General features: G+C 67.5%; 18 protein-coding genes and 1 rRNA gene. 8 read left to right on the plus strand and 11 right to left on the minus strand.

The window, feature by feature from the left end; all coding sequences use genetic code 11:
• Window positions 1-308 precede the first annotated feature (308 nt).
• The 4 genes from ACW4E8_RS26075 to ACW4E8_RS26090 all read left to right on the plus strand — a co-directional run bounded on the left by ACW4E8_RS26075 (window position 309) and on the right by ACW4E8_RS26090 (window position 3694).
• Entirely contained in the window at window positions 309-1448 is a 1140-nt protein-coding gene (locus ACW4E8_RS26075) for a porin (RefSeq protein WP_035826141.1), read from the plus strand.
• 167 nt (window positions 1449-1615) lie between these two features.
• The gene (locus ACW4E8_RS26080; protein WP_456807156.1) at window positions 1616-2617 is read left to right on the plus strand and encodes a tripartite tricarboxylate transporter substrate binding protein; all 1002 of its coding nucleotides are present in this window, start codon (window positions 1616-1618) and stop codon (window positions 2615-2617) included.
• A 130-nt stretch (window positions 2618-2747) separates the two neighbouring features.
• On the plus strand, window positions 2748-3251 hold the full coding sequence (locus tag ACW4E8_RS26085; protein ID WP_456807157.1) for a MarR family winged helix-turn-helix transcriptional regulator: 504 nt from the start codon (window positions 2748-2750) through the stop codon (window positions 3249-3251).
• Window positions 3248-3694 (plus strand): hypothetical protein, encoded by a 447-nt coding sequence (locus tag ACW4E8_RS26090; protein ID WP_456807158.1) that lies wholly within the window; start codon window positions 3248-3250, stop codon window positions 3692-3694. Before ACW4E8_RS26085 ends, ACW4E8_RS26090 begins: the two co-directional genes overlap by 4 nt.
• Window positions 3695-3766: 72 nt before the next feature.
• On the opposite strand, the gene ACW4E8_RS26095 is transcribed toward ACW4E8_RS26090, so the two are convergent.
• Together ACW4E8_RS26095 and ACW4E8_RS26100 are read right to left on the minus strand one after the other, a co-directional pair.
• Window positions 3767-5449 (minus strand): long-chain-fatty-acid--CoA ligase, encoded by a 1683-nt coding sequence (locus ACW4E8_RS26095; RefSeq protein ID WP_456807159.1) that lies wholly within the window; start codon window positions 5447-5449, stop codon window positions 3767-3769.
• A 189-nt stretch (window positions 5450-5638) separates the two neighbouring features.
• Complete coding sequence (locus tag ACW4E8_RS26100) at window positions 5639-6301, minus strand: TetR/AcrR family transcriptional regulator (protein WP_456807160.1); 663 nt, start codon at window positions 6299-6301, stop codon at window positions 5639-5641.
• Window positions 6302-6506: 205 nt separating this feature from the next.
• On the opposite strand from ACW4E8_RS26100, the gene ACW4E8_RS26105 reads away from it, so the two are divergent.
• The gene (locus tag ACW4E8_RS26105; RefSeq protein ID WP_456807161.1) at window positions 6507-9824 is read left to right on the plus strand and encodes a carboxyl transferase domain-containing protein; all 3318 of its coding nucleotides are present in this window, start codon (window positions 6507-6509) and stop codon (window positions 9822-9824) included.
• A gap of 25 nt (window positions 9825-9849) precedes the next feature.
• Here ACW4E8_RS26105 and ACW4E8_RS26110 read toward each other — a convergent pair whose 3' ends face one another.
• Both ACW4E8_RS26110 and ACW4E8_RS26115 read right to left on the minus strand, forming a co-directional pair.
• A complete protein-coding gene (locus ACW4E8_RS26110; RefSeq protein WP_456807162.1) occupies window positions 9850-10983 on the minus strand; it encodes an aminopeptidase in 1134 nt (377 codons plus the stop codon).
• A complete protein-coding gene (locus ACW4E8_RS26115) occupies window positions 10980-13088 on the minus strand; it encodes a molybdopterin-containing oxidoreductase family protein (protein WP_456807163.1) in 2109 nt (702 codons plus the stop codon). Before ACW4E8_RS26115 ends, ACW4E8_RS26110 begins: the two co-directional genes overlap by 4 nt.
• Before the next feature lie 287 nt (window positions 13089-13375).
• On the opposite strand from ACW4E8_RS26115, the gene ACW4E8_RS26120 reads away from it, so the two are divergent.
• Window positions 13376-14578 (plus strand): ABC transporter substrate-binding protein, encoded by a 1203-nt coding sequence (locus tag ACW4E8_RS26120; RefSeq protein WP_456807164.1) that lies wholly within the window; start codon window positions 13376-13378, stop codon window positions 14576-14578.
• A 47-nt stretch (window positions 14579-14625) separates the two neighbouring features.
• Here ACW4E8_RS26120 and ACW4E8_RS26125 read toward each other — a convergent pair whose 3' ends face one another.
• The 5 genes from ACW4E8_RS26125 to ACW4E8_RS26145 all read right to left on the minus strand — a co-directional run bounded on the left by ACW4E8_RS26125 (window position 14626) and on the right by ACW4E8_RS26145 (window position 20349).
• Window positions 14626-15657, minus strand: coding sequence for an ABC transporter ATP-binding protein (locus ACW4E8_RS26125; protein ID WP_456807177.1), 1032 nt, complete (start codon window positions 15655-15657; stop codon window positions 14626-14628).
• Between the two features lie 26 nt (window positions 15658-15683).
• Complete coding sequence (locus ACW4E8_RS26130; protein ID WP_456807165.1) at window positions 15684-16682, minus strand: ABC transporter ATP-binding protein; 999 nt, start codon at window positions 16680-16682, stop codon at window positions 15684-15686.
• 13 nt (window positions 16683-16695) lie between these two features.
• Complete coding sequence (locus ACW4E8_RS26135; protein ID WP_456807166.1) at window positions 16696-17628, minus strand: ABC transporter permease; 933 nt, start codon at window positions 17626-17628, stop codon at window positions 16696-16698.
• Between the two features lie 3 nt (window positions 17629-17631).
• Window positions 17632-18609: an ABC transporter permease gene (locus tag ACW4E8_RS26140; RefSeq protein WP_456807167.1), complete on the minus strand. Its 978-nt coding sequence runs from the start codon at window positions 18607-18609 to the stop codon at window positions 17632-17634.
• 153 nt (window positions 18610-18762) lie between these two features.
• Complete coding sequence (locus ACW4E8_RS26145; protein ID WP_456807168.1) at window positions 18763-20349, minus strand: ABC transporter substrate-binding protein; 1587 nt, start codon at window positions 20347-20349, stop codon at window positions 18763-18765.
• A 330-nt stretch (window positions 20350-20679) separates the two neighbouring features.
• On the opposite strand from ACW4E8_RS26145, the gene ACW4E8_RS26150 reads away from it, so the two are divergent.
• Both ACW4E8_RS26150 and ACW4E8_RS26155 read left to right on the plus strand, forming a co-directional pair.
• On the plus strand, window positions 20680-21873 hold the full coding sequence (locus ACW4E8_RS26150) for a M20 aminoacylase family protein (protein WP_456807169.1): 1194 nt from the start codon (window positions 20680-20682) through the stop codon (window positions 21871-21873).
• A 50-nt stretch (window positions 21874-21923) separates the two neighbouring features.
• Complete coding sequence (locus tag ACW4E8_RS26155) at window positions 21924-22949, plus strand: DUF2891 domain-containing protein (protein ID WP_456807170.1); 1026 nt, start codon at window positions 21924-21926, stop codon at window positions 22947-22949.
• Between the two features lie 18 nt (window positions 22950-22967).
• Here the strand turns inward: ACW4E8_RS26155 and ACW4E8_RS26160 are convergent, their stop codons facing one another.
• Both ACW4E8_RS26160 and rrf read right to left on the minus strand, forming a co-directional pair.
• Window positions 22968-23915 carry a DUF3047 domain-containing protein gene (locus ACW4E8_RS26160; protein WP_456807171.1) on the minus strand — a complete coding sequence of 316 codons (948 nt, stop codon included), beginning with the start codon at window positions 23913-23915 and terminating at the stop codon, window positions 22968-22970.
• Between the two features lie 277 nt (window positions 23916-24192).
• Window positions 24193-24277 (minus strand): 5S ribosomal RNA (rrf, locus tag ACW4E8_RS26165); the annotation flags it as partial.

A 24277-nucleotide genomic window follows, 5' to 3' on the forward strand; every position in this document is an offset into this window, starting at 1 on the left:
GCAGTCCCTGCCATCGTGGGGTGCGCAGCCGCCGCGCGGCACGCGCAGGGGCCATCGGGATTACCCGCATTGTAGCTTGCCTCTAATCGGCGCCAGCCCGCATCCCGCCTTGCATTGATGCGCCCGGCTACTCAGAAACCCTGAGTTGTTAAAAGAAGACAAGGGGGGGTTGGCCTGACTAGTGAATTAAGGGTTGTTTGTTACAGTACTTCGCAACTTCCAAGGAAGTTTGACGCACGGGGGATGGAGACCAACAGGAGGTTCTCCCGGGCCGTCACCAATAATTCTTACAGTGGAGATCAACGAGCATGAAGAAATCGCTTCTGGCGCTGGCAGCGCTTGGCGCATTTGCTGGGGCGGCGCAGGCCCAATCGAGCGTCACGCTCTACGGTGTGGTGGATGCCAACATCGAGTACGTGAGCAATATGTCGAGCGTCACGCCGTCGGCGGCCAACGGATTTGCGACCGGCCCGTCGGAGAACCTCTTCCGCATGTCGTCCGGCGGCCTGTCCGGTTCGCGTTGGGGCCTGCGTGGCGTGGAAGACCTGGGCAGCGGCCTGAAGGCACTGTTCGTGATGGAAAGCGGTTTCGGCCTGGACGACGGGCGCTCGCAGCAAGGCGGCCGCCTGTTCGGTCGTCAGGCTTATGTCGGCCTGGAAAGCGCCCAGGTGGGCCGCGTGACCTTCGGTCGCCAGTACACCTCGCTGTTTGACATGATGGCCAATTTTTCGCCGACCGGCTATGCCACCCAGTACGAGCCGGTGGTCGCTCAACTGGGCCTGAACTTCCGTTCGGACAACACCGCCAAGTACACCGGCAAGTTCGGCCCGGTGACCGCGGTCGCGCACTGGTCCTTCGGTAACGGCGTTGCCGGCGGTGGCGAAGTCGCCGGCCAGTTCCGCCGCGACACCGGCTACGGTGCCGGCGTGTCGTGGTCAGCCGGCCCGTTCGGCATCAGCGGCGCCTATGACCAGTACAACCCGACCCTGAACGCCGCCGGCGGCACCGGCGAATTCAAGAAAGCCGCGGTCGCTGCCAGCTATGCCTTCGGTCCGGCCAAGCTGATGGCTGGCTATCGCTGGGGCATGAGCAAGCATGTGAACGACAATACGATCCTGAAGGATAACTACTACTGGGTCGGTGCCAACTACCAGGTCACGTCGGCACTGGGCCTGACGCTGGCGTACTACTACGACGACGTCAAGAACTTCAACCCGGCCGCCGCCACCACCAACGTCACCAACAACATCAAGAACCCCTGGCAGATTTCGTTCGTCGCCGACTACAACCTGTCCAAGCGTACCGACATCTACCTGACCACGGCCTTCTCGAAGAACGCCGGCCTGAACTTCGACACCTCGGCGATCAGCTTCGCCAATGGTTACTTCCTGGGTACCGGCGAAGACAAGATGATTGGCGCCGCCATCGGCATCCGCCACAAGTTCTAAGCAAATCCCGCTCGAACTGGAAAGGCACCCCCGGGTGCCTTTTTTCATTGGCACGGCCTCACACCCATAGGGCATCACCTCATCGGCGCCACCCCGGCCGCCGACTAGAATGCACAGACCATAGCCGCCACCGGACACACGAGCGGCGCCCATCTGGAGACCTACCCATGCAAGCCAATCGCCGGCGCGCCGTCGCGCTGCTGCTGTCCGCCAGCCTTGCCGCGCTCGCCAGCCAGTCGGCGCTGGCCGCCGACCCGTACCCGGCCAAGCCGATCCGGCTGGTGGTGCCCTTTGCCGCCGGCGGCACCACCGACATCCTGGCCCGCGCCGTGGCCGCGGAGCTGGCCAGGCTGCCGGGCTGGAACGTGGTGGTCGACAACAAACCCGGAGCCGGCGGCAATATCGGCGCGGACCTCGTCGCCAAGGCCGCGCCGGACGGCTACACGCTGCTGATGGGCACCGTGGGCACCCATGGCATCAACCAGTCGCTGTACGGCAAGCTGCCGTTCGACCCGATCAAGGACTTCGCCCCGATCACCGAGGTGGCGGCCGTGCCCAACGTGCTGGTGCTGAACCCGGCGTTTGCGCAGCAAAACAAGATCGAGAGCGTCAAGGACCTGATCACTTACGCGCGTGCCAACCCCGGCAAGATCAACATGGCCTCCAGCGGCAACGGCACCTCGATCCACCTGGCCGGGGAGTTGTTCAAGACGCAGACCCGGACCTTCATGGTCCACTTCCCGTACAAGGGCAGCGGGCCGGCGCTGACGGACCTGGCCGGGGGCACCATGCAGGTGATGTTCGACAACCTGCCGTCGTCGATGGCGCTGATCAAGAGCGGCAAGCTCAAGGCGCTGGCGGTGACCAGCGCCAAGCCGTCGCCGGCGCTGCCGGGCGTGCCGACCATTGCCCAGGCCGCGGGCCTGCCGCAGTATGAAGCCAGCTCCTGGTTCGGCATGCTGGCGCCGGCCGGCACGCCGCCGGATGTCATCCACCGCATCCAGCAGGAAGTGGCCAAGGCGCTGAATGCCCCAGCCGTGCGCGAACGCCTGCAGGCGCAAGGCGCCGAGCCTGTCGGCAACACGCCGGAGCAGTTCGCCGCGTTCATCCGCGCCGAAACCGCCAAGTGGGCCAAGGTGGTCAAGGATTCCGGCGCCAAGGTGGATTGACGCCGATTTGATCGCCGGCAGGGCGGCGGCGCGTATCGCGCATATACTTGAGGCATCAAATGTCGGCTGCCCGCCCCGCGGGCGGCCCCTGGCGGCTGCGGCCGCACACCTGCGCACCGATGCACTGAAGATGCCAAACCCGTCCCCTGCCGCCGGCGCCGAAAGCGCGCCGGTCGACCTTGAAACCCGCGCCGACCAGACCGAGCACGAAGCCCTGCGGCTGTGGTTGCGGCTGTTGACCTGTACCACCCTGATCGAGGGCGATATCCGTTCGCGGCTGCGCCAGGATTTTGCCTGCACCCTGCCGCGCTTCGACCTGATGGCACAGCTCGACCGCCATCCGGAAGGCCTGAAGATGGGCGAGCTGTCGCGCCGCATGATGGTGACAGGCGGCAACGTCACCGGCATCACCGACCAGCTGCAGCAGGAAGGCCTGGTCTCGCGCGAGGCCCTGCCCACTGACCGCCGTGCCTACCTGATCCGCCTGACCCCGGCCGGGCGCGCCGCGTTTTCGCGCATGGCGCGCGCGCATGAGGACTGGATCGAGCAACTGTTCTCGAGCCTGGCCGAGACCGACCGGCGCGCCCTGTTCCGACTGCTTGGCCGGCTCAAGACCGGCCTGATTTCGCCATGAAGACCCTGCCCTACCTTGTCCTGTGCGGCCTGCTGCCGGTGCTGGCTGCCTGCAGCAGCACGCCGCAGCCGCCGCAGGTCACGCCGGTGAACGCCACCATCAAGCTTGGCCGCGTCACCGAGAAGACGTTCCTGACCCGCCTGGACGTGGCCCAGGTGCCCCCGTACTACGGCGGCGGCACCAGCGTCGGCGTGGGTGCCGCGGGTGGCGGCGGGGGTGGCGGGGTGGGCGTGGGCTTTGCCTTCGACCTGAGCCGGCTGTTCAACAAGCCCGCGCCGGTGCAGCAGGTGGACCTGTTCCAGTACAAGGTACGAACCATGGACGGCACGATCGTGTCGGCCAACGCGCCGGCAGCGCCGGGGCTGGAGCCAGGCGCATGCGTTCGGGTGGTCTACCCCGACGGCAGCCAGGAAGCCCGCCTGGCACCATCGAACGAGTGCTGAGCCGCCGCAACGCAGCCTGAAAGCACAACGGCCTCCACTCGGGAGGCCGTTGTCGTTTGCAGCGGCTGCCGCTCAGGCCGCCTTGCGGCTGTCGCGCAGTTCGCGGCGCAGGATCTTGCCGACGTTGGTCTTGGGCAGCTCGGTGCGGAACTCGACGTACTTGGGCCGCTTGTAGCCGGTCAGGCGCTCCTTGCAGAACTCGATCACATCGGCCTCGGTCAGCCCCGGATCCTTCTTCACCACGAACAGCTTGACCACTTCGCCCGAGTGCGTGTCGGGCACGCCCACGGCCGCCACTTCCAGCACGCCCGGGCATTCGGCCACCACGCCTTCGACCTCGTTCGGATACACGTTGAAGCCCGACACCAGGATCATGTCCTTCTTGCGGTCGACGATCTTGGTGTAGCCACGCTCGTCCATCACGCCGATGTCGCCGGTCTTGAAGAAGCCGTCCGGGGTCATGACCTTGGCGGTCTCGTCCGGGCGGTTCCAGTAGCCGGCCATCACCTGCGGGCCGCGGATGCAGATCTCGCCCGGCTGGCCGAGCGGCACGTCCTTGCCGTCGTCGTCGCGGATCACCACTTCGGTCGACGGCAGCGGCATGCCGATGGTGCCGGAGAATGCGTCGGTGTCGGTCGGGTTGCAGGTGGCCGAGGGCGAGGTCTCGGACAGGCCGTAGCCTTCGATGATCGGGCAGCCGGTCTTGGCCAGCCACTGCTTGGCCACCGCCTCCTGCACCGCCATGCCGCCGCCGTTGGCCACGCGCAGGCCGGAGAAATCGACCTTGCTGATTTCCGGATTGTTGATCAGCGCGTTGTACAGCGTGTTGACCGCCGGGAACATGTTGAACTTGTACTTCTGCAGTTCCTTGATGAAGCCCGGGATGTCGCGCGGATTCGGGATCAGCACGCTGGTGCCGCCGCTGCGCATGCCCAGCAGGCAGCAGACCGTCAGCGCGAAGATGTGGTACAGCGGCAGCGCGGTGATGGTGATGGGCTGGTCGATATGGGCGCCCTTGTTCAGCGCCGGCTGCATCCACGCCTCGGACTGCAGCACGTTGGCCACCACGTTACGGTGCAGCAGCACCGCACCCTTGGAGATGCCGGTAGTGCCGCCCGTGTACTGCAGGAAGGCGATGTCCTCCGGGCCGGTGGTGGCCGGCTGCAGCGTCAGCTTGCGGCCTTCGGCCAGCACGCTGTTGAAGCGCACGCAGGTGGGCAGCTCCCACGCCGGCACCATCTTCTTGACGTTGCGCACCACGAAATTCACGATCGCGCCCTTCAGGCCGCCGAGCATGTCACCCATGCTGGCGACCACCACATGCTTGACCGGGGTCTTGGCCAGCACCTGCTGCAGCGTCGAGGCAAAGTTCTCCAGGATCACGATGGCTTCGGCGCCGCTGTCCTTGAGCTGGTGCTCAAGCTCGCGCGGGGTGTAGAGCGGGTTGACGTTGACCACCACGAAGCCCGCGCGCAGCACCGCCGCCAGCACCACCGGGTACTGCAGCACGTTCGGCATCATGATCGCCACCCGTGCGCCGGGGCGCAGCCCGCGCGACTGCAGCCATGCGGCAAAGTGGGTCGAGAGCTGGTCCAGTTCGCCGTAGGTGATGGCCTTGTCCATGCAGATGAAGGCCTTGCGGTCGGCATAGGTGCGGAAAGACGCCTCGAGCAGCGCAGCAAGCGAGCGGAACTGGCTGGCATCGATCTCGGCGGGGACGCCGGCCGGGTAGTGTTTCAGCCAAATTCTTTCCATAGCACCGTCTCCTGAATTTCTGAATGGTCGTTCGATTTTGCCGAGATGCTAAACGTGCGCCCCGGTTAAAACAACAACTTAGACGAAGTCCTCGGGGCCATCGGTCCTGCCGTATTGCCCCTGACGGGCATTATGCGCCACCAGTCAGCTGTAAGCAGCGGGATAACCCCTAGTAGTACAAGTAGCCACTCACCCGCCACTGGGCAGCGCCAGCTTCATCATGCTGGCGGCAAGCTCCTGCGCCAGCGTCTCCGGGTCCATGCGGCCGGGTTCATGCCAGGTGTACAGGAACCCCACCACGCTGCCGATCGCATGCGCCGTCACGCGTGCGTCGCCGAAGGCGAACACGCCATCGCGCTTGCCCTCTTCCAGCAGCGTATAGAGGTCGCGATAGAAGTCCCGCGCCATGCTGTCGAGCCACGCCACAGTGTCGGGGCGCAGGTACTGGTTGTCGCGAAAGCTCAGCGTGGCCGGCACATGGCAGGCGACGCAGCGCCGCGCCATCTCGAGCAGGCAGGCCTGCAGGCGCTCGCGCACCGGCAGCGCCGGGTCCGCGGTCTCGCGGATCACGGGCAGGCAGGTCTGGGCCGACTCGCGGCACAGGATGTCGAAGATCTCGTACTTGTCAGTAAAGTAGTAGTAGACCGCCGGCTTGGTCACGCCCAGCGCGCGGCACAGGTCGTTCATGGTCATGCCGGGATAGCCCTTGCTGTAGAAGAGCTGCGCGGCGGTATCGAGGATCTGGCGGCGGCGGGCCTCCTGGCGCTCGGCGATATGCGGGCGGGCCGGCTGCGGCTCTGGCGGTGCGCTCAACGGCGGGTTCAGCGGTGCGGATCTGGGTGCAATCGACATGATGCAATTCTCGCATGGCGGGATCGATATGCCAGTCCGATCGAGCCCTTGCTTGATGCCGCGGTCTGCGGCGCCAAAGGGAAAACGGCCGATTGACGCGAATACCCGATCACCCTAGGATCTTACCCAACGGTAAAAAAATATACCAACGAGTACATACCCGCGCTGCACCCCGCACAACGCACGCCATCAACGCTCCCGCATCATGACGACCCACAAGCTCCTGATCGCCAATCGCGGCGAAATCGCCATCCGCATCGCGCGGGCCGCCGCGGCCATGGGCATCCCCAGCGTGGCGCTGTACAGCGAAGACGACCGCGACGCACTGCACGTGCGCAAGGCCGACGCGGCCGTGGCGCTGCCCGGCACTGGTCCGCGCGCCTACCTCGACATTGCCGCCGTGGTGGACGCTGCGCGGCGGGCGGGCTGCGGCATGGTGCACCCCGGCTACGGCTTCCTGTCCGAGAACGCCGACTTTGCGCAGGCCTGCCTGGACGCCGGGCTGGTCTTCGCCGGCCCCGCGCCCGACGTGCTGCGCCTGTTCGGCGACAAGGCCCGCGCCCGCGCGCTGGCGCGCGAGCATGGCGTGCCGGTCGTGCCCGGCACCACCGGCCCGACCTCGCTGGAGCAGGCGCGCGCCTTCTTCGACAGCCTCGACGGGCAAGCGGGCATGATGATCAAGGCGCTCGCCGGCGGCGGCGGGCGCGGCATGCGCGCCGTGCATCGCGCTGCCGAGATCGACGAGGCCTATGCACGCTGCGTCTCGGAAGCGACCGCGGCATTCGGCAATGGCGCGGCCTACGTGGAGCGCATCGTCAGCGCGCCGCGCCATATCGAGATCCAGGTGGTCGCCGACGCCGAGGGCCGCGTGCTGACGCTGGGCGAGCGCGAATGCAGCCTGCAGCGCCGCCACCAGAAGCTGGTGGAGATCGCCCCCAGCCCGGCCTTGGATGACGCACTGCGCGCAAGGCTGGCCGATGCCGCCGCCACCCTGGCGCGCGCAGCCGCCTATCGCGGCATCGGCACGTTCGAGTTCCTGGTGGAAGACGGCGGCAATGGCGGCGATGGCGGCCCATCGTTCTGGTTCATGGAGGCCAACCCGCGCCTGCAGGTCGAGCACACGGTGACCGAGATGGTGACCGGCGTCGACCTCGTGCAAACCCAGCTGGCCATCGCCGCCGGCGCGCGCCTGGCCGACCTGGGCCTGGAGCAGGCGAGCGTGCCGCGCGGCATCGCGGTGCAGTTGCGCATCAATGCCGAGCACCTCGACGCGCAGGGCCAGCTGCGCCCGGCCAGCGGCACGCTGACGGCGTTCGAGCCGCCCAACGGGCCAGGCGTGCGCGTGGACAGCGCTGGCTTTGCCGGCATGACGGCGAATCCGCGCTTCGATTCGCTGCTGGCCAAGCTGATCGTGCACGAACCCGGGGGCGACTACGCGCGTGCGCTGGCGGTCGCCTATCGCGCGCTGTGCGAGTTCCGCATCGAAGGCATCGACACCAACCGCCGCTTGCTGCAGGACCTGCTGCAGCTGGACGACGTGCGCCGCAATGCCGTGCACACGCAGTACCTGGACCAGGCGCTGGCCGCACTGGCGACTGCCGACGCCGACCACCCGGTGCTGCACGCGCCGCCCGCCCTCGCCGACAGCGCGCTGGCGGATGCGGACCAGGCGCTGGCCGACGTCCCCGACGACGCCATTGCCGTGCCGGCGCCCATGGACGGCGCGCTCGCCGCCATTCACGTTCGTGAAGGCGACACGGTCAGGCGCGGCCAGCCGCTGGCCATCATCGAAGCGATGAAAATGGAGCATCCGCTGGAGGCGCCCGCCGCCGGCACCGTGCTGCGCGTGCTGGCCGTCGCGGGTGCCACGCTGCGCGCCGGCGCCGCGGTGATCGTGCTGGCGCCCGGCGACGATGCCGGCCATGCCGCCGAGACCGCCGCGGCGGCCGACCTCGACCATGTGCGCGCGGACCTGCGCGAGACGCTGGAGCGCCACGCCCTCGGCCACGACGCCGCACGCGCCCAGGCCGTCACCAGGCGCCACGCCCAGGGCGGCCGCACGGCGCGCGAGAACATCGCCCAGCTGTGCGACGACGACTCCTTCATCGAGTACGGCGCGCTCGCCATCGCCGCGCAACGGCAGCGCCGCAGCGTCGAGGACCTGGTCAGCGCCACGCCCGCCGACGGCATCGTCACCGGCATTGGCACCGTCAACGCGGCGCGCTTTCCCGATGCCGATACGCGCTGCATGGTGCTGGCCTACGACTACACCGTGCTGGCCGGCACGCAGGGCTTCTACGGCCACAAGAAGCTGGACCGCATGCTGGCGCTGGCGCGCCAGTGGCAGGTGCCGGTGGTGCTGTTTGCCGAGGGCGGCGGCGGCCGGCCCGGCGACACTGACATGCCGGTGGTGGCCGGTCTGGATTGCACCTCGTTCATCCAGTTCGCGCGGCTGTCGGGCCAGGTGCCGCTGGTGGGCATCGTCTCGGGCCGCTGCTTTGCCGGCAATGCGGCGCTGCTGGGCTGCGCCGACGTCATCATCGCCACGCGCAGCGCCACCATCGGCATGGGCGGGCCGGCCATGATCGAAGGCGGCGGGCTGGGCGTGTTCGCGCCGGAGGAAGTAGGCCCGGTCAGCGTGCAGGGGCCCAACGGCGTGATCGACGTGCTGGTCGATGACGAAGCGGCCGCGGTCGATGCCGCGCAGCGCTACCTGTCCTACTTCCAGGGCAATGTGCATGACTGGCAGGCCGAGGATCCGCGCCACCTGCGCCACGCCATCCCCGAGAACCGCCTGCGCAGCTACGATATGCGCGCGGTGATCGCCGCCATGGCCGACAGCGGCTCGGTGCTGGAGCTGCGCGCGGCGTTCGGCACCGGCATCATCACCGCACTGATCCGTATCGAGGGCCACGCCTTCGGCTGCATCGCCAACAACCCGCGCCACCTCGGCGGCGCCATCGACAGCGCCGCCGCCGACAAGGCCGCGCGCTTCATGCAGCTGTGCGACGCGCACGGGCTGCCGATCGTGTCGCTGTGCGACACCCCGGGCTTCATGGTCGGGCCGAAGGCCGAGAAGACCGCCACGGTGCGGCACGTGTCGCGCCTCTTTGTCACCGCTGGCGCGCTGCGCGTGCCGTTCTTCACGGTGGTGCTGCGCAAGGGCTACGGGTTGGGCGCGCAGGCCATGGCCGGCGGCAGCTTTGCCGCGCCCTTCTTCACCGCGGCCTGGCCCAGCGGCGAGTTCGGCGCGATGGGCATCGAGGGCTCGATCCGGCTGGGCTTCCGCAAGGAACTGGAGGCCGTGGCCGACCCCGACGAGCGCGCGGCGTTGTTCGCGCGCATGGTCGACGGCGCCTACCAGCGCGGCCGCGCGCTCAACATGGCCAGCCACCTGGAGATCGACGCGGTGATCGACCCTGCCGACACGCGGCGCTGGCTGCTGCGCGGGCTGGCCTCGGTGCCGCCGGGCAGCCTCGGCCGCCAGGCCAACGCACCGAGACGTTTCATCGATACCTGGTAAGCGGCGCGCGCGGCGGCGCAGCAGCTTAGTTCGCCGCCGTCTTGCCGCCCGCGGTCAGCGTGCCGGTGCGCGTGGCCGGCGGCGCCAGCCGGTGCAGCGCGGCCTCGCGCTCGGCGGCGGGCAGCGCGCCGATACGGGCGGCCTCGTCATAGAAGCGCTGCCAGTCGCCGTTGCACTGCGCCAGCAACGCGGTGAAGGCCGGCACCCATTGCTGGTAGGTGGCCACCGCAGCCAGGTGGGCGTTGGTCAGCGGCTGGCTGAACCAGCGGTCATAGCCGCTGTAGCCGCCCCACTCCGTGCGCAGCCGCGCGTACCCGGTGCGCAAGTCGGCGAAAATCTTCGCCTTGCCCTCGCGCTTGGCGTCGTCATCGAGCGGGGTCTGGTACAGCGCCACCAGCCGGTCGCGCGTGCCCAGCAACAGCGCGCGGAACTGCTGGCGCCGGGCATCGTACTGCCGATAGCTGGCGCGCGCGTCCTCCGACGCATCCTCGGCCAGCCAGCGCTCCACGCCCGCGGCTTCCACCGCGGTGGCGAAGGACTCGTTGAAGGCGGTGTCGTTGCGCACGTACACCACCTGGTGCGCCAGCTCGTGGAAGATCAGCCGCGCCAGTTCGCCCTCGGGCAGGTAGACGAAGGTATTGAGCAGCGGGTCATCGAAATAGCCCAGCGTCGAATAGGCGGGGATGCCGGCGACGTAGGTCTCCAGGCCGTCGCGGCGCAGCCCCTGCGCGTACTGCTCGGCATCGGACTGGGCGTAGTAGCCGCGGTAGCTGATGCAGCCGACGATGGGGAAGCACCACTTGCGCAGGTCCATCGACAGTTCGGGCGTGGCAAACACGCTCCACACCACATAGGGCCGGTGCAGGTTGGCGTAGCGGCGGTAGCTGCCGTTCTCGGGCAGCTTCAGTTCGCGCGAGGCGAAGTCGCGCATGCGGCCGGCCAGCGCCAGCCGCTGCGCCAGGCGCGCATCGTTGGCGTCGCGCGCGCTGGCGATGGCGTCGGTCAGGGGCTGTGCCTGGGCCATCACGCCCAGGTGGCCGCCGATCGACTGCGCGTAGTAGCCGACGGCCTCGCACCCGGCCGTCACCAGGACCACCGCGGTGAGGCCGGTCGCCGCCAGGAGTGCCGCCCAGCGCCGGCGGCCAGGCTGCGGCGTCATGCCGGCAGGACTGCCCCTTCCGTGCAGGCCTCGACCTGCACCAGGCAGTCATAGAACACCGGCGCGCGGCCCAGGTCGGTCAGGCGCTGGCTGGTCAGCTCGTTGGCGTTCTTGCCGTCCGAAGCCAGCTTCTTCCACCAGATCGACAGGCCCACCACCAGCCCGCGCCGGGCGCGGTCGGTGACGCGGGCGCGCGCCACCATGCTGCCGCGGTCGTTGAAGGCGCGCACCATGGCGCCGTGCACGATGCCGCGCTCGGCGGCGTCGGCCGGGTGGATGTCCAGGTGCGGCTCGCCCTCGGTGGCGCGCAGGCTGTCGACGTTGACGAAGGAGCTGTTGAGGAAGTTGCGCGCCGGCGGCGAGATCATCGCCAGCGGATAGCGCGCCGCCAGCTCGGGCGCGGTCAGCGGCGCCTCGTACTGCGGCACGTAGTCAGGCAGCGGGTCGAAGCCGTCGCGCGCCATCGGCTCCGAATAGAACTGGCACTTGCCCGATGCGGTCGGGAAGCCGCCCTCGGCGAACGGCGCCGCCGGCAGCGCCAGCTTCTGCCAGCCCTGCTCCTTCAATGATTCCCAGCTGATGCCGGCCGCGCGCGCATCGCCCGGAATGATGGCCTGCGCGGCGATGGCTTCGTCGCTGTCGGCAAAGCACGCCTCGGTGAAGCCCAGGCGCTGCGCCAGCCGGCGGAAGATCTCGGTATTGGGCAGGGCCTCGCCCATCGGCGCGATGGCGGCGTTGTTGGCCAGGAAATAGGTATGGCCGTAGGCCTTGTGCACGTCGGTGTGCTCAAGCTGCGTGGTCGCCGGCAGCAGGATGTCGGCATAGTCGGCGGTGTCGGTGCGGAAGTGCTCCAGCACCACCGTGAACAGGTCCTCGCGCGCAAAGCCCGCGGCGACCTTGCCGGATTCCGGCGCCACCGCGACGGGGTTGCTGTTGTAGACCACCACGGCCTCGATGCGCGGCGCGCCGGGCGCCGGCTCGGCCAGCAGCGCGTCGCCGATGGTGCTCATGTTGACGATGCGCGGCAGCTTGTGCGGCCAGCCAGACAGCAGGTCGGGGCGCTGCAGGGCGGCTTCGTTGATCGGGAAGAAACCCGACGTCGACAACTGCAGCCCGCCCGCGGGCTGGCGCCAGGCGCCCACCAGCGACGGCAGGCACGCCACCGCGCGCACGGCCTGGCCGCCGCCGTGCACGCGCTGCATGCCGTAGTTCAGGCGGATTGCCACCGGCTGGCGCTCGCGCACCGCCAGCTGGCCGTAGAGGCCGGCCAGCCATTCGATGTCCTCGGCCGGGATGCCGCAGATTTCGGCCGCGCGTGCCGGGGTGTAGGCCTGCGCGCGCTCGCGCAGCGCCTCGAAGCCGACGGTGTGGCGTTCAATGTAGTCGTGATCGAGCAGGTCGTCGCGGATCAGCACATGGATCAGCGCCAGCGCCAGCGCGCCGTCGGTGCCGGGCATCGGCGCGATATGGCGGTGGCACTTCTCGGCGCTCAGCGAGCGGTACGGGTCGATCGCCACCAGCGTGGCGCCGCGCCGCTTGGCTTCCTGCGCGCGGGTCCAGAAATGCAGGTTGGAGGCAATCGGGTTGCCGCCCCAGATGATCACCAGCTTGGCATCGACCACGTGCTCCATGTCCATGCCCACGCTGGCGCCGTAGGTGTAGCGCAGCGCGGTGGCGCCGGCGCTGGCGCAGATGGTGCGGTCCAGCCGCGACGCGCCCAGCTTGTTGAAGAAGCGCGCGGCCATGCTCTCGCCCTGCACCAGCCCCATGGTGCCGGCGTAGCTGTACGGCACGATGGCCTGCGGATCGCGCGCCGCGATCGCCTGCAGGCGGGTGGCGATGGTGTCCAGCGCCTCCTCCCAGGAGATCGGCACGAACTTGCCCTCGCCCTTCTTGCCGATACGCTTCATCGGCGTCAGCAGCCGGTCCGGGTGGTAGGTGCGCTCGGTGTAGCGCGACACCTTGGTGCACAGCACGCCCTGCGTGCCGGGATGGTCGGGATCGCCCGCTACCTTGACGGCACGGCCGTCCTCGACGGTGACGAGCAAGGCACAAGTGTCGGGACAGTCATGCGGACAGGCGGCGCGGACGATGCGGGAAGCCATGGGGTCTCCGGGCGGGGATATGTTGTTTTCGTTCGGTCGTACGGAACTGGAGATACCGGCGCAGGCGGCGGGTAGCGGCGCCCGAGCCGCGCCGGCGGGCGGCGCTTTCCCGGCCGTGCGGGGTGATGGCGGGGAGTATCTCGATCCGATTGTATTCGATTATGATGTGCCGGCGCGCTGCCGGCACAGACCAGTACGCGCACCGTGCCGCACGACGTGAGCAATTCGCCGGCGAGAGACCGGCCGACGCGGCTAACGGGTAACCGAACCACATTTCGCGGGGGTTTATGTCTTTCCGATCCGGGGTCAATGGCCGGCTTGCCGGCCTGCTGGTGGCGTGCGCCATCGGCACGGGTGGCGCATCCTGCGCCGCCTTTGCAGCCAACGCGGCGGGCGCTGCCGCCACATCCGAAAACGGCGTCACCGCCGACACCATCCTGCTGGGCCAGTCCGCCGCGCTGACCGGCCCGACCGCCATGCTCGGCAAGCAGATGAACTCGGGCGCGCGGCTGTATTTCGACCATATCAACCAGCAGGGCGGCATCCACGGCCGCAAGATCCGGCTCGAGGCGCTGGACGACTACTACGAGCCCGAGCCCGCTGCCAGGAACACAAAGAAGCTGATCGAGGAAGACCGGGTCTTCGCCCTCTTCGGCTATGTCGGCACGCCCACCAGCCAGGCCGCGCTGCCGCTGGCGATCCAGGCCAAGGTGCCATTCTTTGGCCCGTACACCGGCGCGCGCTCGGTGCGCGAGCCGCGCAACCGCTACGTCTTCCACGTCCGCGCCGGCTACAACGACGAGGCCACGGCGATCCTGCGCCAGATCCAGACCACCGGCCTGAAACGCGTGGCCGTGGTCTACAACGACGACGCTTACGGCAAGGCCGAGCTCGAGGAGCTGGAACGCGCACTGAAGACCATGGCCGACAGCGGCGTGCAGCTGGTTGCGCGCGAGGGCGTGGTCCGCAACACCACGGAAATCGGCGACGCCATGCAGGGCTCGATGAAGGCCAGGCCCGACGCAGTTGTCATGATCAGCGCCTACCGCACCGCCGGCGCCTTCGTGAAGGAAGCGCTGCGCCGCGGCTACAGCGGCCAGTTCTACAACGTCTCCTTCGTCGGCACCCAGGCGCTGGCCAACGTGGTCGGCGCACAAGGCAGCGGCGTGATCATCTCGCAGGTGATGCCACACCCGGGCAACGCCACGCTGCCGATCGTGCGGGAGTACCTGCGCCTGCTGCAGGCCGCCGGCAAGCCCAGCGAATTCGACTACGCCAGCATCGAAGGCTTCATCGCCGCCAAGGCGTTCACCGAAGGCCTACGGCGCGCCGGCAAGGACCTGAACCGCGAGAAGCTGGTCACCGCACTTGAATCGATGCGCAGCTACGATTTGGGCGGGTTTATCGTCAACTTCACGCCGGAGAACCACGTCGGCTCGAAGTTCGTGGAGATGACGATCATCAATTCGAAGGGCCAGGTGATCCGCTGAGATTCCGGGTTTTCTCCTCCCTGCGCGAGGGAGGAGAAAACCAGGCCCTACTCCATGTCGTTCAGGTGACACGCCGAAAACCGCATCGGCGCAATCTCCTTCAGCAGCGGCTGCTCTTCCCGGCAACGCGGCATCGCATGCGGGCAGCGCGGGTGGAAGTGGCAGCCCGGCGGCGGGTTCAGCGGCGACGGGATCTCGCCGCGGATCGCCACATAGGTCTTGCGGGCCACCTCCAGCTTGGGCGCCTCGGCCAGCAGGGCCTGGGTATAGGGATGGTTGGGCGCGGCGAACACGTCTTCGGTCGGCGCGGATTCCACCACCCGCCCCAGGTACATGATCACCACGCGGTCGCTGATGTGCTTGACCACGCCCAGGTCGTGGCTGATGAACAGGTAGGTCAGGTTCAGGTCTTCACGTAGGCGCATGAACAGGTTCAGCACCTGGGCCTGGATCGACACGTCCAGTGCCGCCACCGACTCGTCGCACACCAGGAACTCGGGCTTCACCGCCAGCGCCCGGGCAATGCCGATGCGCGCGCGCTGCCCGCCGGAGAACTGGTGCGGAAAGCGCCGCAGCACGGTCGGGTCCATGCCCACGCGCACCAGCATGTCTTCCACATAGCCCTTCTGCGCGCCGCGCTCGACCATGCCGTGCACCACCGGCGCCTCGCCCACGATATCCAGCACGCGCAGCCGCGGATTGAGCGAGGCGTACGGGTCCTGGAAGATCATCTGGATCGCCAGCTGCTTCTCGCGGCGCTTGGCGGGCGGCAGGTGGTCCAGGTTGATGCCGCGCCACAGGCGCTCGCCCTCGGTCAGCGAGTGCAGGCCCACGGCCATGCGCCCGAGCGTGGACTTGCCGCAGCCGGACTCGCCGACCAGGCCCACCACCTCGCCCGCGCGGATGCTCAGGTCGACGCGGTCGACCGCGTGCACCACCTCGTCATGCGCATGGGCGCCGAACAGGTTGGCGATGCGCGCGGCGGCGTCGAGCGACTTGACGAAGCGCTTGGACACACCGCGCAGCTCCAGGATCGGCGCGCTCGGCGTGGCCCCCTCTTCAGCGGCAGGATTCGTCATCGGTCGGGATTGCAGTTCAGTTGCGCTCATGCCGCCTCCTGGTTGGCCAGCACCGGATGGAAGCAGCGCAGGCGGCGGCCGTCGGCGGCGGTCTCCAGCGGCGGCTCGGTCTTGCAGGCAGCGGTGGCGTACGGGCAGCGTTCACGGAAGGCACAGCCGCCCGGCAGGTTCAGCAGCGACGGCGTCATGCCCGGGATCTGCCGCAGCGGCGTGCCGCGCGGATTGCGCGACGGCGCCGAGCTGATCAGCCCGTGGGTGTACGGATGCTCGGGGTGCTCCAGCACCTGGCGCACGTCGCCGGCCTCGACGATCTTGCCGGCGTACATCACGCACACGGTATCGGCCAGCCCCGCCACCACCGACAGGTCGTGCGTGATCCAGATCAGCGCCGTGCCCGACTCACGGCACAGGGTCTGCATCTCGTACAGGATCTGGCCCTGGATGGTGACGTCCAGCGCGGTGGTCGGTTCGTCGGCAATGATCAGGTCGGGCTTGTTCAACAGCGCGATCGCGATCGCCACGCGCTGGCGCATGCCGCCCGAGAACTGGTGCGGATAGGCCCGAAGGCGCTCGTCCGGCGACGGGATGCCGACCCGCGCCAGCGCATTGCGGGCGCGTTCGCGCGCCACCGCCTTGCCCACCTTCTCATGGGCCAGCACCGCCTCGATCATTTGCGTGTCAATGCGCAGGACCGGGTTCAGCGTCATCATCGGGTCCTGGAAGATCATCGCGATGCGGTTGCCGCGCACGTCGCGCTGCTGCGCCGGCGTAAGCGCGCGCAGGTCGCGGGTGATGCCGTCGCGGCTGGTCAGCGCGATGCGCCCGTCGACGATCTTCCCGGGCGGGTCGATCAGGCCCATGATCGAATACCCGGTCATGGACTTGCCCGAACCGGACTCGCCCACCAGCCCCATGATCTCGCCGCGGCCCACGGTGAAGGACACGTCGTCGACGGCCTTGGCGATGCCGCCGCGCGTGTGGAATTGCGTCTTCAGGTGTTCAACCACCAACGTCGGTTGTGCCATGTTCCGCTCCTGGTTATTGCGTCTGCAGGCGCGGGTTGAGCACATCGCGCAGCTGGTCGGCCACCAGGTTCATCGCCACGATGGTGACCACCAGCGCGATGCCCGGGAAGAAGCTGATCCAGTACTTGCCCGACAGCATGTACTGCTGGCCGTTGGAGATCAGCGAGCCCAGCGAGGGCTCGGTGACCGGCACGCCCAGCCCGAGGAAGGACAGCGTCGCTTCCAGCGTGATCGCCGATGCCACCTGCAGCGCCGCGATCACGATCAGCGGCGGCAGGCAGTTGGGCAGCAGGTGGCGGAACATGATGCGCGCCGGCGACAGGCCCAGGCAGGTGGCGGCCTCGATATATTCCTTGCGGCGCTCCACCAGCGCGGCGCTGCGCGTGGTGCGGGCGTAGTAGGCCCACTGCACCGCCACCAGCGCAATCACGATATTGCCCAGGCCCGGGCGCAGGAAGGCCAGCAGGATCAGCGCCAGCAGGATCGGCGGGAACGACAGCTGCAGGTCGGCCACGCGCATGATGATGGCCTCGGTGCGCCCGCCCAGGAAGCCGGCCAGCAGGCCGAGCGTGGCGCCCAGCAGCAGCGCGATGACGGTGCTGACCACGCCCACGCCGATGCTGATGCGCAGCCCGTACATCACCGCCGACAGGATGTCGCGGCCCTGCTCGTCCGAGCCCAGCAGGAAGGTCATGCCGTTGCCGGCCTGCTCGCCCGGCGCCAGGCGCGCGTCGAGCACGTCCAGCGTGGCCAGGTCATAGGGGTTCTGCGGCGCCAGCCACGGCGCGAAGATGGCGATCAGGATGATGATGACCAGCGTGGCCAGTCCGGCCACGGCAATCTTGCTGGAGAAGAACTCCGCGGCAAAGCGCCGCCACGGCGATTGTTCACGCGCCGCGGCGGGCGGCGGCGTCTTGTCCTCTTGCTCTACAGATACGGCACTCATGGCTCAGCCCTTGTTGTCGGCAATACGCACGCGCGGATCGAGCATGCTGTAGATGATGTCCACCACCAGGTTGATCAGGATAAACAGCGTCACGATCACCATCAGGTAGGCGACGATCACCGGCCGGTCCAGCAACTGGATCGAGTCGATGATGAGCTTGCCCATGCCGGGCCAGGCGAAGATGGTCTCGGTCACGATCGCAAAGGCGATGATCGAGCCGAACTGCAGCGCGATCACCGTGACGATCGGGATCAGGATGTTCTTCAGCACATGCACGCCGACGATGCGGGTGTTCGACAGGCCCTTGGCGCGCGCAAACTTGACATAGTCCTGCAGCATCGCCTCCTGCGTGCCGGCGCGCGTGAGCCGGATCACCATGGCGATATTCAGCAGCGACAGCGTCACCGCCGGCAGGATCAGGTGGCGGATGCCGTCGGTGGTCAGGAAGCTGAGCGGGATGCCGAGCACGCGCACGGTCTCGCCGCGCCCGTTGGAGGGCAGCCAGCCGAGCTGCACCGCGAACACCATGATCAGCATCAGTCCGACCCAGAAGGTGGGCAGCGAGAAGCCCAGGATCGACACCGCCATGATCGACTTGCCGGCGATGCCCTTGGGCCGCAGCCCGGCCCACAGGCCCAGCGGGATGCCCAGCACGATCGCCAGCAGGATCGCGCAGATGGCCAGCTCCATGGTGGCGGGCATGCGCTCGAAGATCAGCTTGAGCGCCGGCGTGCCGTGCGCGAACGAGGTGCCCAGGTTGCCTTGCAGCGCATTCTGCAGGAACACCCAGTACTGCTCCCACAGCGGTTTGTCCAGGCCCAGCGCCGCGATGGTGCGCTTGATGTCCTCCTGGTCGGCCTGCGGGTTGATCAGGATGTCGACGGGATTGCCGATGGCAAAGACGCCGAGGAAAACCAGCAGCGACATGACGAAGAGCACGACCACGCTCTGCATCAGGCGCCGGATGATAAAGACCAACATGTTCGAACCACTTTCCTTTCGCGCGCGAATGCACGCCACGCCCGGGCCGCGCCGTGGCGCTTCCCGGGTGTGGCGCGGCAGCCATGCGCGGCACCGCAAACTCGGCCAGCAGACAATCCGCGGGCCGAGGCTCCTGTCTGAGCTGACCGGAGCTTACTGGGGCTTGAAGTTGTGCGCGTAGGTGCGCTCGTCGGTACGCGGCACGTAGACGATGCCCTTTTGCGTGGCCCAGGTAGTCACCTGCTGGTGGATCGGGATGATACCGCCATCGTTGATCGCGATCGCGGTGGCTTCCTGCAGCAGCTTGGAGCGCTCGTTGTCATCCACGGTGGACAGCGCCTTCTCCAGCACCACGTCCATCTTGGGGTTGCAGTACTCGCCCCAGTTGGTGGTGCCGAAGCCCTTCTTGCTGTCCTCGCACGCCAGCAGCGCGCGCAGCGGCGAGCTGACCTCGCCGGTCTGCGCGCCCCAGCCCAGCAGCCCGAACGACCACTCGTGCTTGATGCCCTTGGACGAGTACGTCGCCATCGGCATGCCTTCGACCTTGGTGGCGATGCCGATGCGGGTCAGATTCTGCGCAATGGTCTGCGCGATCTTCTCGTCGTTGACGTAGCGGTTGTTGGGCGTGTGCAGCGTCACGCCGAAGCCGTTCGGGAAGCCGGCGTCGGCCAGCAGCTTCTTGGCGGCCTCGGGGTCGTACTTGACCGTCTTCAGGTTGGGGTTGTAGCCGAACAGCGTCGGCGGCACCAGGTTGTTGGTCGGCTCGGACAGGCCTTCCATCAGGCGGTCCTTGATGCCCTGCCGGTTGATCGCCATGCTGATGGCATTGCGCACGCGCGTGTCCTTCAGCGGGTTCTTGTCCAGCGGTGCGCCTTCCTTGGTGGTGACGAAGGGCGACTTGTCGCGCTTGGCATCGAAAAACAGGTAGATCACGCGGTGCGAGATCTTGGAGAAGAATGACAGCTTGGGATCCTTGCGCACCTTGGGCAGGTCAGGCGTGGGCACGTTCTCGATGGCCTGCACGTCGCCCGACAGCAGCGCCGCCAGGCGCGTCGCCGGATTGGGGATGAAGCGCAGCGTGACCTTGTCCCAGGCCGGCTTGGTGCCCCAGTAGTCGTTGTTGCGCACCAGCTCGACCCGGTCGTCGCGGGCATAGCTGACGAACTTGAACGGCCCGGTGCCGACCATGCCCTTGCCCTGCGCGAAGTCATCCGAGCTCAGCCCCTGCGTCGCCTTCTTCTGCACGATGAAGATCGACGTGAGGTCGTTCAGCATCAGCGGATAAGGCTGGTTGGTGGTCAGCTGGATGGTGTGCTTGTCGATGATCTTCTTGTTGATGATCGCCTTGGTGTAGACATCGAACTTGCCAGGGCTGTTCTGGATGGTGGCCGGGCGGTCCAGCGACCAGATCACGTCTTCGGCGGTCAGCTCGGAGCCGTCGTGGAACTTCACGCCCTTGCGGATCTTGAATTCCCAGGTGAGGTTGTTGACCATCTTCCACGACTCGGCCAGGCCCGGGATGATGCGGCTGTCCGGGTCCATCTTGGTCAGCGAGTCAAAGATATGCTCGGAAACGTTGATGTTGGAGAACAGGTTGTAGAAGTGCGGATCCATCGAGGTTGGCGGCGAACTCATGGCCAGTTTGAGGTCCGCGGCCTGGGCGGTGCCGGCGAGCGCAAGGCCAAGGGCCCCGGCTACCGCCACCACACCAATTGCCTTCTTGAAAGTGCGAAGGGACATCGCGCAATTCTCCCTGTAGGAAGTGAAGCAGACGTTTTAGGATCGGCAATGCGCCGCGGGTCACGCGGCGGCGCTGCGTTTTGGTGCGGTTTGGGGTGCAGTTGCGCATCACAAAGCGACGAAATTGCCGGCCGGGCACTTCAAGCATGAACTGTTCCAGCAGTGCGCATGTCGCGGCAATGCGGGGAAACCCACCCGCGCTGGCATATTGCACTGCGCCAACCGGGCATGCGCGCAGGAAATCGCCGCGTTTTGGCGCTTTGCGGAGAGGCATCGTATGATCGGGGTATCCAACGCTAACGCCCCTAACGTCCAGGGCAGCCAGGCATCATGAAGCTCATTCCCGAAATCCTGCAGGCACAAGCCGAGATCCGCGCGATCCGGCGCGACATCCACGCCCACCCGGAACTCTGCTTCGAAGAACAGCGCACCGCCGACGTGGTCGCGCAGAATCTGGAATCGTGGGGCATCGAAGTTCATCGCGGCCTGGGCACCACTGGCCTGGTGGGCGTGATCCGCAACGGCAACAGCCCGCGCACCATCGGCCTGCGCGCCGACATGGATGCGCTGCCGCTGCAGGAAGCGAACACCTTTGATCACCGCTCGCAGCACACCGGCAAGATGCACGCCTGCGGCCACGACGGCCACACCGCCATGCTGCTCGGCGCGGCGCGCTACCTGGCGCAGCACAAGCCCTTCGACGGCACCGTGCACCTGATCTTCCAGCCGGCCGAGGAAGGCGGCGGCGGCGCCCGTGAAATGATCAAGGATGGCCTGTTCGAGCGCTTTCCGTGCGACGCGGTGTTCGGCGTGCACAACTGGCCGGGCATGCCGGTCGGCGCATTCGGCACGCGCGCGGGCCCGCTGATGGCATCGAGCAACGAGTTCCGCATCGTGGTGCGCGGCAAGGGTGCGCATGCGGCCATGCCCAACAACGGCAACGACCCGGTCTTCACCGCGGCGCAAATCGTGTCGGCGCTGCAGGGCATCATCACGCGCAACAAGCGCCCGATCGATACCGCGGTGATCTCGGTCACGCAGTTCCACGCGGGCGACGCCACCAATATCGTGCCGGACCAGGCCTGGATCGGCGGCACGGTGCGCACGTTCACGGTGCCGGTGCTGGACCTGATCGAACGGCGCATGGAAGAAGTGGCGCGCGCGGTGGCGGCGGCATTCGACTGCACCATCGAATACGAATTCCACCGCAACTATCCGCCGACCATCAACAGCGAGGCCGAGACCGGCTTTGCCACCGAGGTCGCCGCCGAACTGGTCGGTGCGGACAACGTCGACAGCAATGTCGAGCCCACCATGGGTGCGGAGGATTTCTCGTTCATGCTGCAGCACAAGCCCGGCTGCTACCTGTTCCTGGGCAACGGCGACGGCGGACATCGCGACGCCGGCCATGGCATCGGGCCCTGCATGCTGCACAACCCGAGCTACGACTTCAACGACGAACTGCTGCCGGTCGGCTCGACGTTCTTCGTGCGGCTGGTGGAAAAGTGGCTGGCGCCTGCGTGACTTTACGTACCTGAGCGCAGCACAACGATAACAACAGGGGAGCATCCGCGATGGGCCGCCTGGCGCTGGATCGCGAGACAGCACGCAGTTTCGCGCGCGTGGCGCTGGACAATATCCTGCGCCGCTATCCGTACAAGCTGGACCACATGATGGCCAGCGCCGGTGACCTGGCCGAACCTGCGGCCTGGCATCCGGTCTTCTGCGGCAGCTACGACTGGCACTCCAGCGTGCACATGCACTGGTTGCTGGTGCGGCTGCTGGCGCTGTCGCCGGACTTGGAGGAGGCGCCCCGCATCCGCGAAACGCTGGATGCCCAGCTGCGTCCAGAGCACATCGCGGCCGAACTGGCCTACTTCCAGCGGCCCCATTCGCGCACCTTCGAACGCCCCTATGGCTGGGGCTGGATGCTGAAACTGCAGGCAGAGTTGCTGGCGCTGGCGCGGCAGGACGCCCAGGCAGCCACCTGGGCCGAGGCGTGCGCGCCGCTCGCATCGCACCTGTCACGGCAACTGGCGGATTTCCTTGATGCAGCGGTTTTCCCGGTGCGCACCGGTACCCATTACAACAGCGCCTTCGCCCTGGTAATGGCCATGGCTTATGCACGCACGCAACAGGATCTCGACTTGCGGCGCGCCATCGTGCGGCGGGCCCACCGCTGGTTCGGGCACGACCAGAAATACCCGGCGCGGTATGAGCCCGGCGGCGATGAATTCCTGTCTGGCGGGCTGACCGAAGCCGTGCTGATGCACGCCGTGATGGACGGCTGCGCGTTCTCGGAATGGTGGGAGTTGTTCGTGCCGGGGCAGGCGGAACTGGCCAACTGGCTGACGCCGGTCGAAGTGACCAATCGCAGCGATCCCAAGACCTCGCACCTGGACGGACTCAACCTGTCGCGCGCCTGGTGCTGGCGCATGCTGGAGCCCGCCCTCCCCGATCCGCTGCGGCCGCTGACCATCCGGGCCTGGTCGGACCATCTCGAAGCGTCGCTGCCGCAGGCGGTCCAGGGCGAGTATGTGTCCACGCACTGGCTGGCCTCGTTCGCGGTGCTCGCGCTGGCCGAGCCCATCGGCGGCTGAGGGCGCCGCTGGCGTCCTTCAGTCCATCGCGATGTCGCCGTACCAGGACTCGGCCTTGCTCTTGGTGTTGTCGGTATCGGTCATGATGCCCACGGCGATGACCCGACCGGGGTCGGTGCCGAAGGCCTTGCGGTAGTCGGCGCGCAGGTCGCGCTCATGGCAACGCCACTCATTGGCGTGCTTCGTGCCGCTATCCACCACGATCATGCGCACTCGATCGGTGTGTGGATTCTTCACCACTGAGCCTTCCGCGCGCCGTCCGCCCCAGATATACATCAGCGTGGCGTAGGGCATTTCGCGGCCGGTGGTCAGCCGCGCCATCTCGTACATCAGCTGGTCTTTCAAGGGCAATGCACCCTTGTCGCCGTCGAAGGCGACAAACAGGCGCAACGGCGAATCCTCGCGCGGGCCGTGGCTGTTGTCGGCGTTGCGGATAATGCCGCTGGTCTTCCAGGTCCAGCGCAGCATGCCGGCATCGCGATCGCGCAGCGGGACATACAGGCCGGAAGCCGAGCTCTCGGCCTGCGCATGGACGACCACGCGCTGGTCGACCTCTGCCATCGAATAACGGGTGGGCGTCTTGTTGCGGTTGATGGTCCACGGTTGCCAGCCGACCGGCAACTGGTCGCGATGCGGTGAGACCGAGAACAACGGCAGCGTGGCCAGGGTCGGCGGCGCGGCATCGGCAATTTCGCCGTCGTCACCCGCCTCGGCCTCCGCCGCACTGGTGTTGGCGGCCGCCAGCGGGTCGGGCGATGACACCGCAGGCACCGCCGGGTCCGTCTGCGTTGCCGCGTACGCGGTCATGCGCCTGGCGAACGCCTGGCAATCGATCGCGGAAGTGCCGGCCATGTTGGCCGTGTCACCCGGAGGAACCGCGGAAACAGGGGGAGTGGATGCGCATCCTGCCAGCAGCAGCGCGCCGGCGGCGCCAGTCAAAACCAGCCGAAATACCTTGGCCGTCATGTAACCCCTTGAAACCCGAATCCGGACCTGCTCTGTCGGCAAGGGCCCGGCTATTGCTCACTACTTGCTGCAAACACGCGTTGCAACCGCCTTCGTGCCGCATGTGGGCACTTGGGTGTCGACCATAGCAGAAGGCGGGCAGTCCCGGAATGCTCGGCGACCCGCGATGCGGCATGAAAACAACGAGGACACGCATGCCTGCGCCGGCCCCGACATTTCCGCCGCGCCAAAGCAAAAACCCCCAGCCTTTTGGGGCTGGGGGTTCTGCGGTATAAGAGCCTGGCGATGACCTACTTTCACACGGGTATCCGCACTATCATCGGCGCGGAGCTGTTTCACGGACCTGTTCGGGATGGGAAGGG

The sequence above is a fragment of the Cupriavidus sp. CP313 genome, from assembly GCF_054072015.1.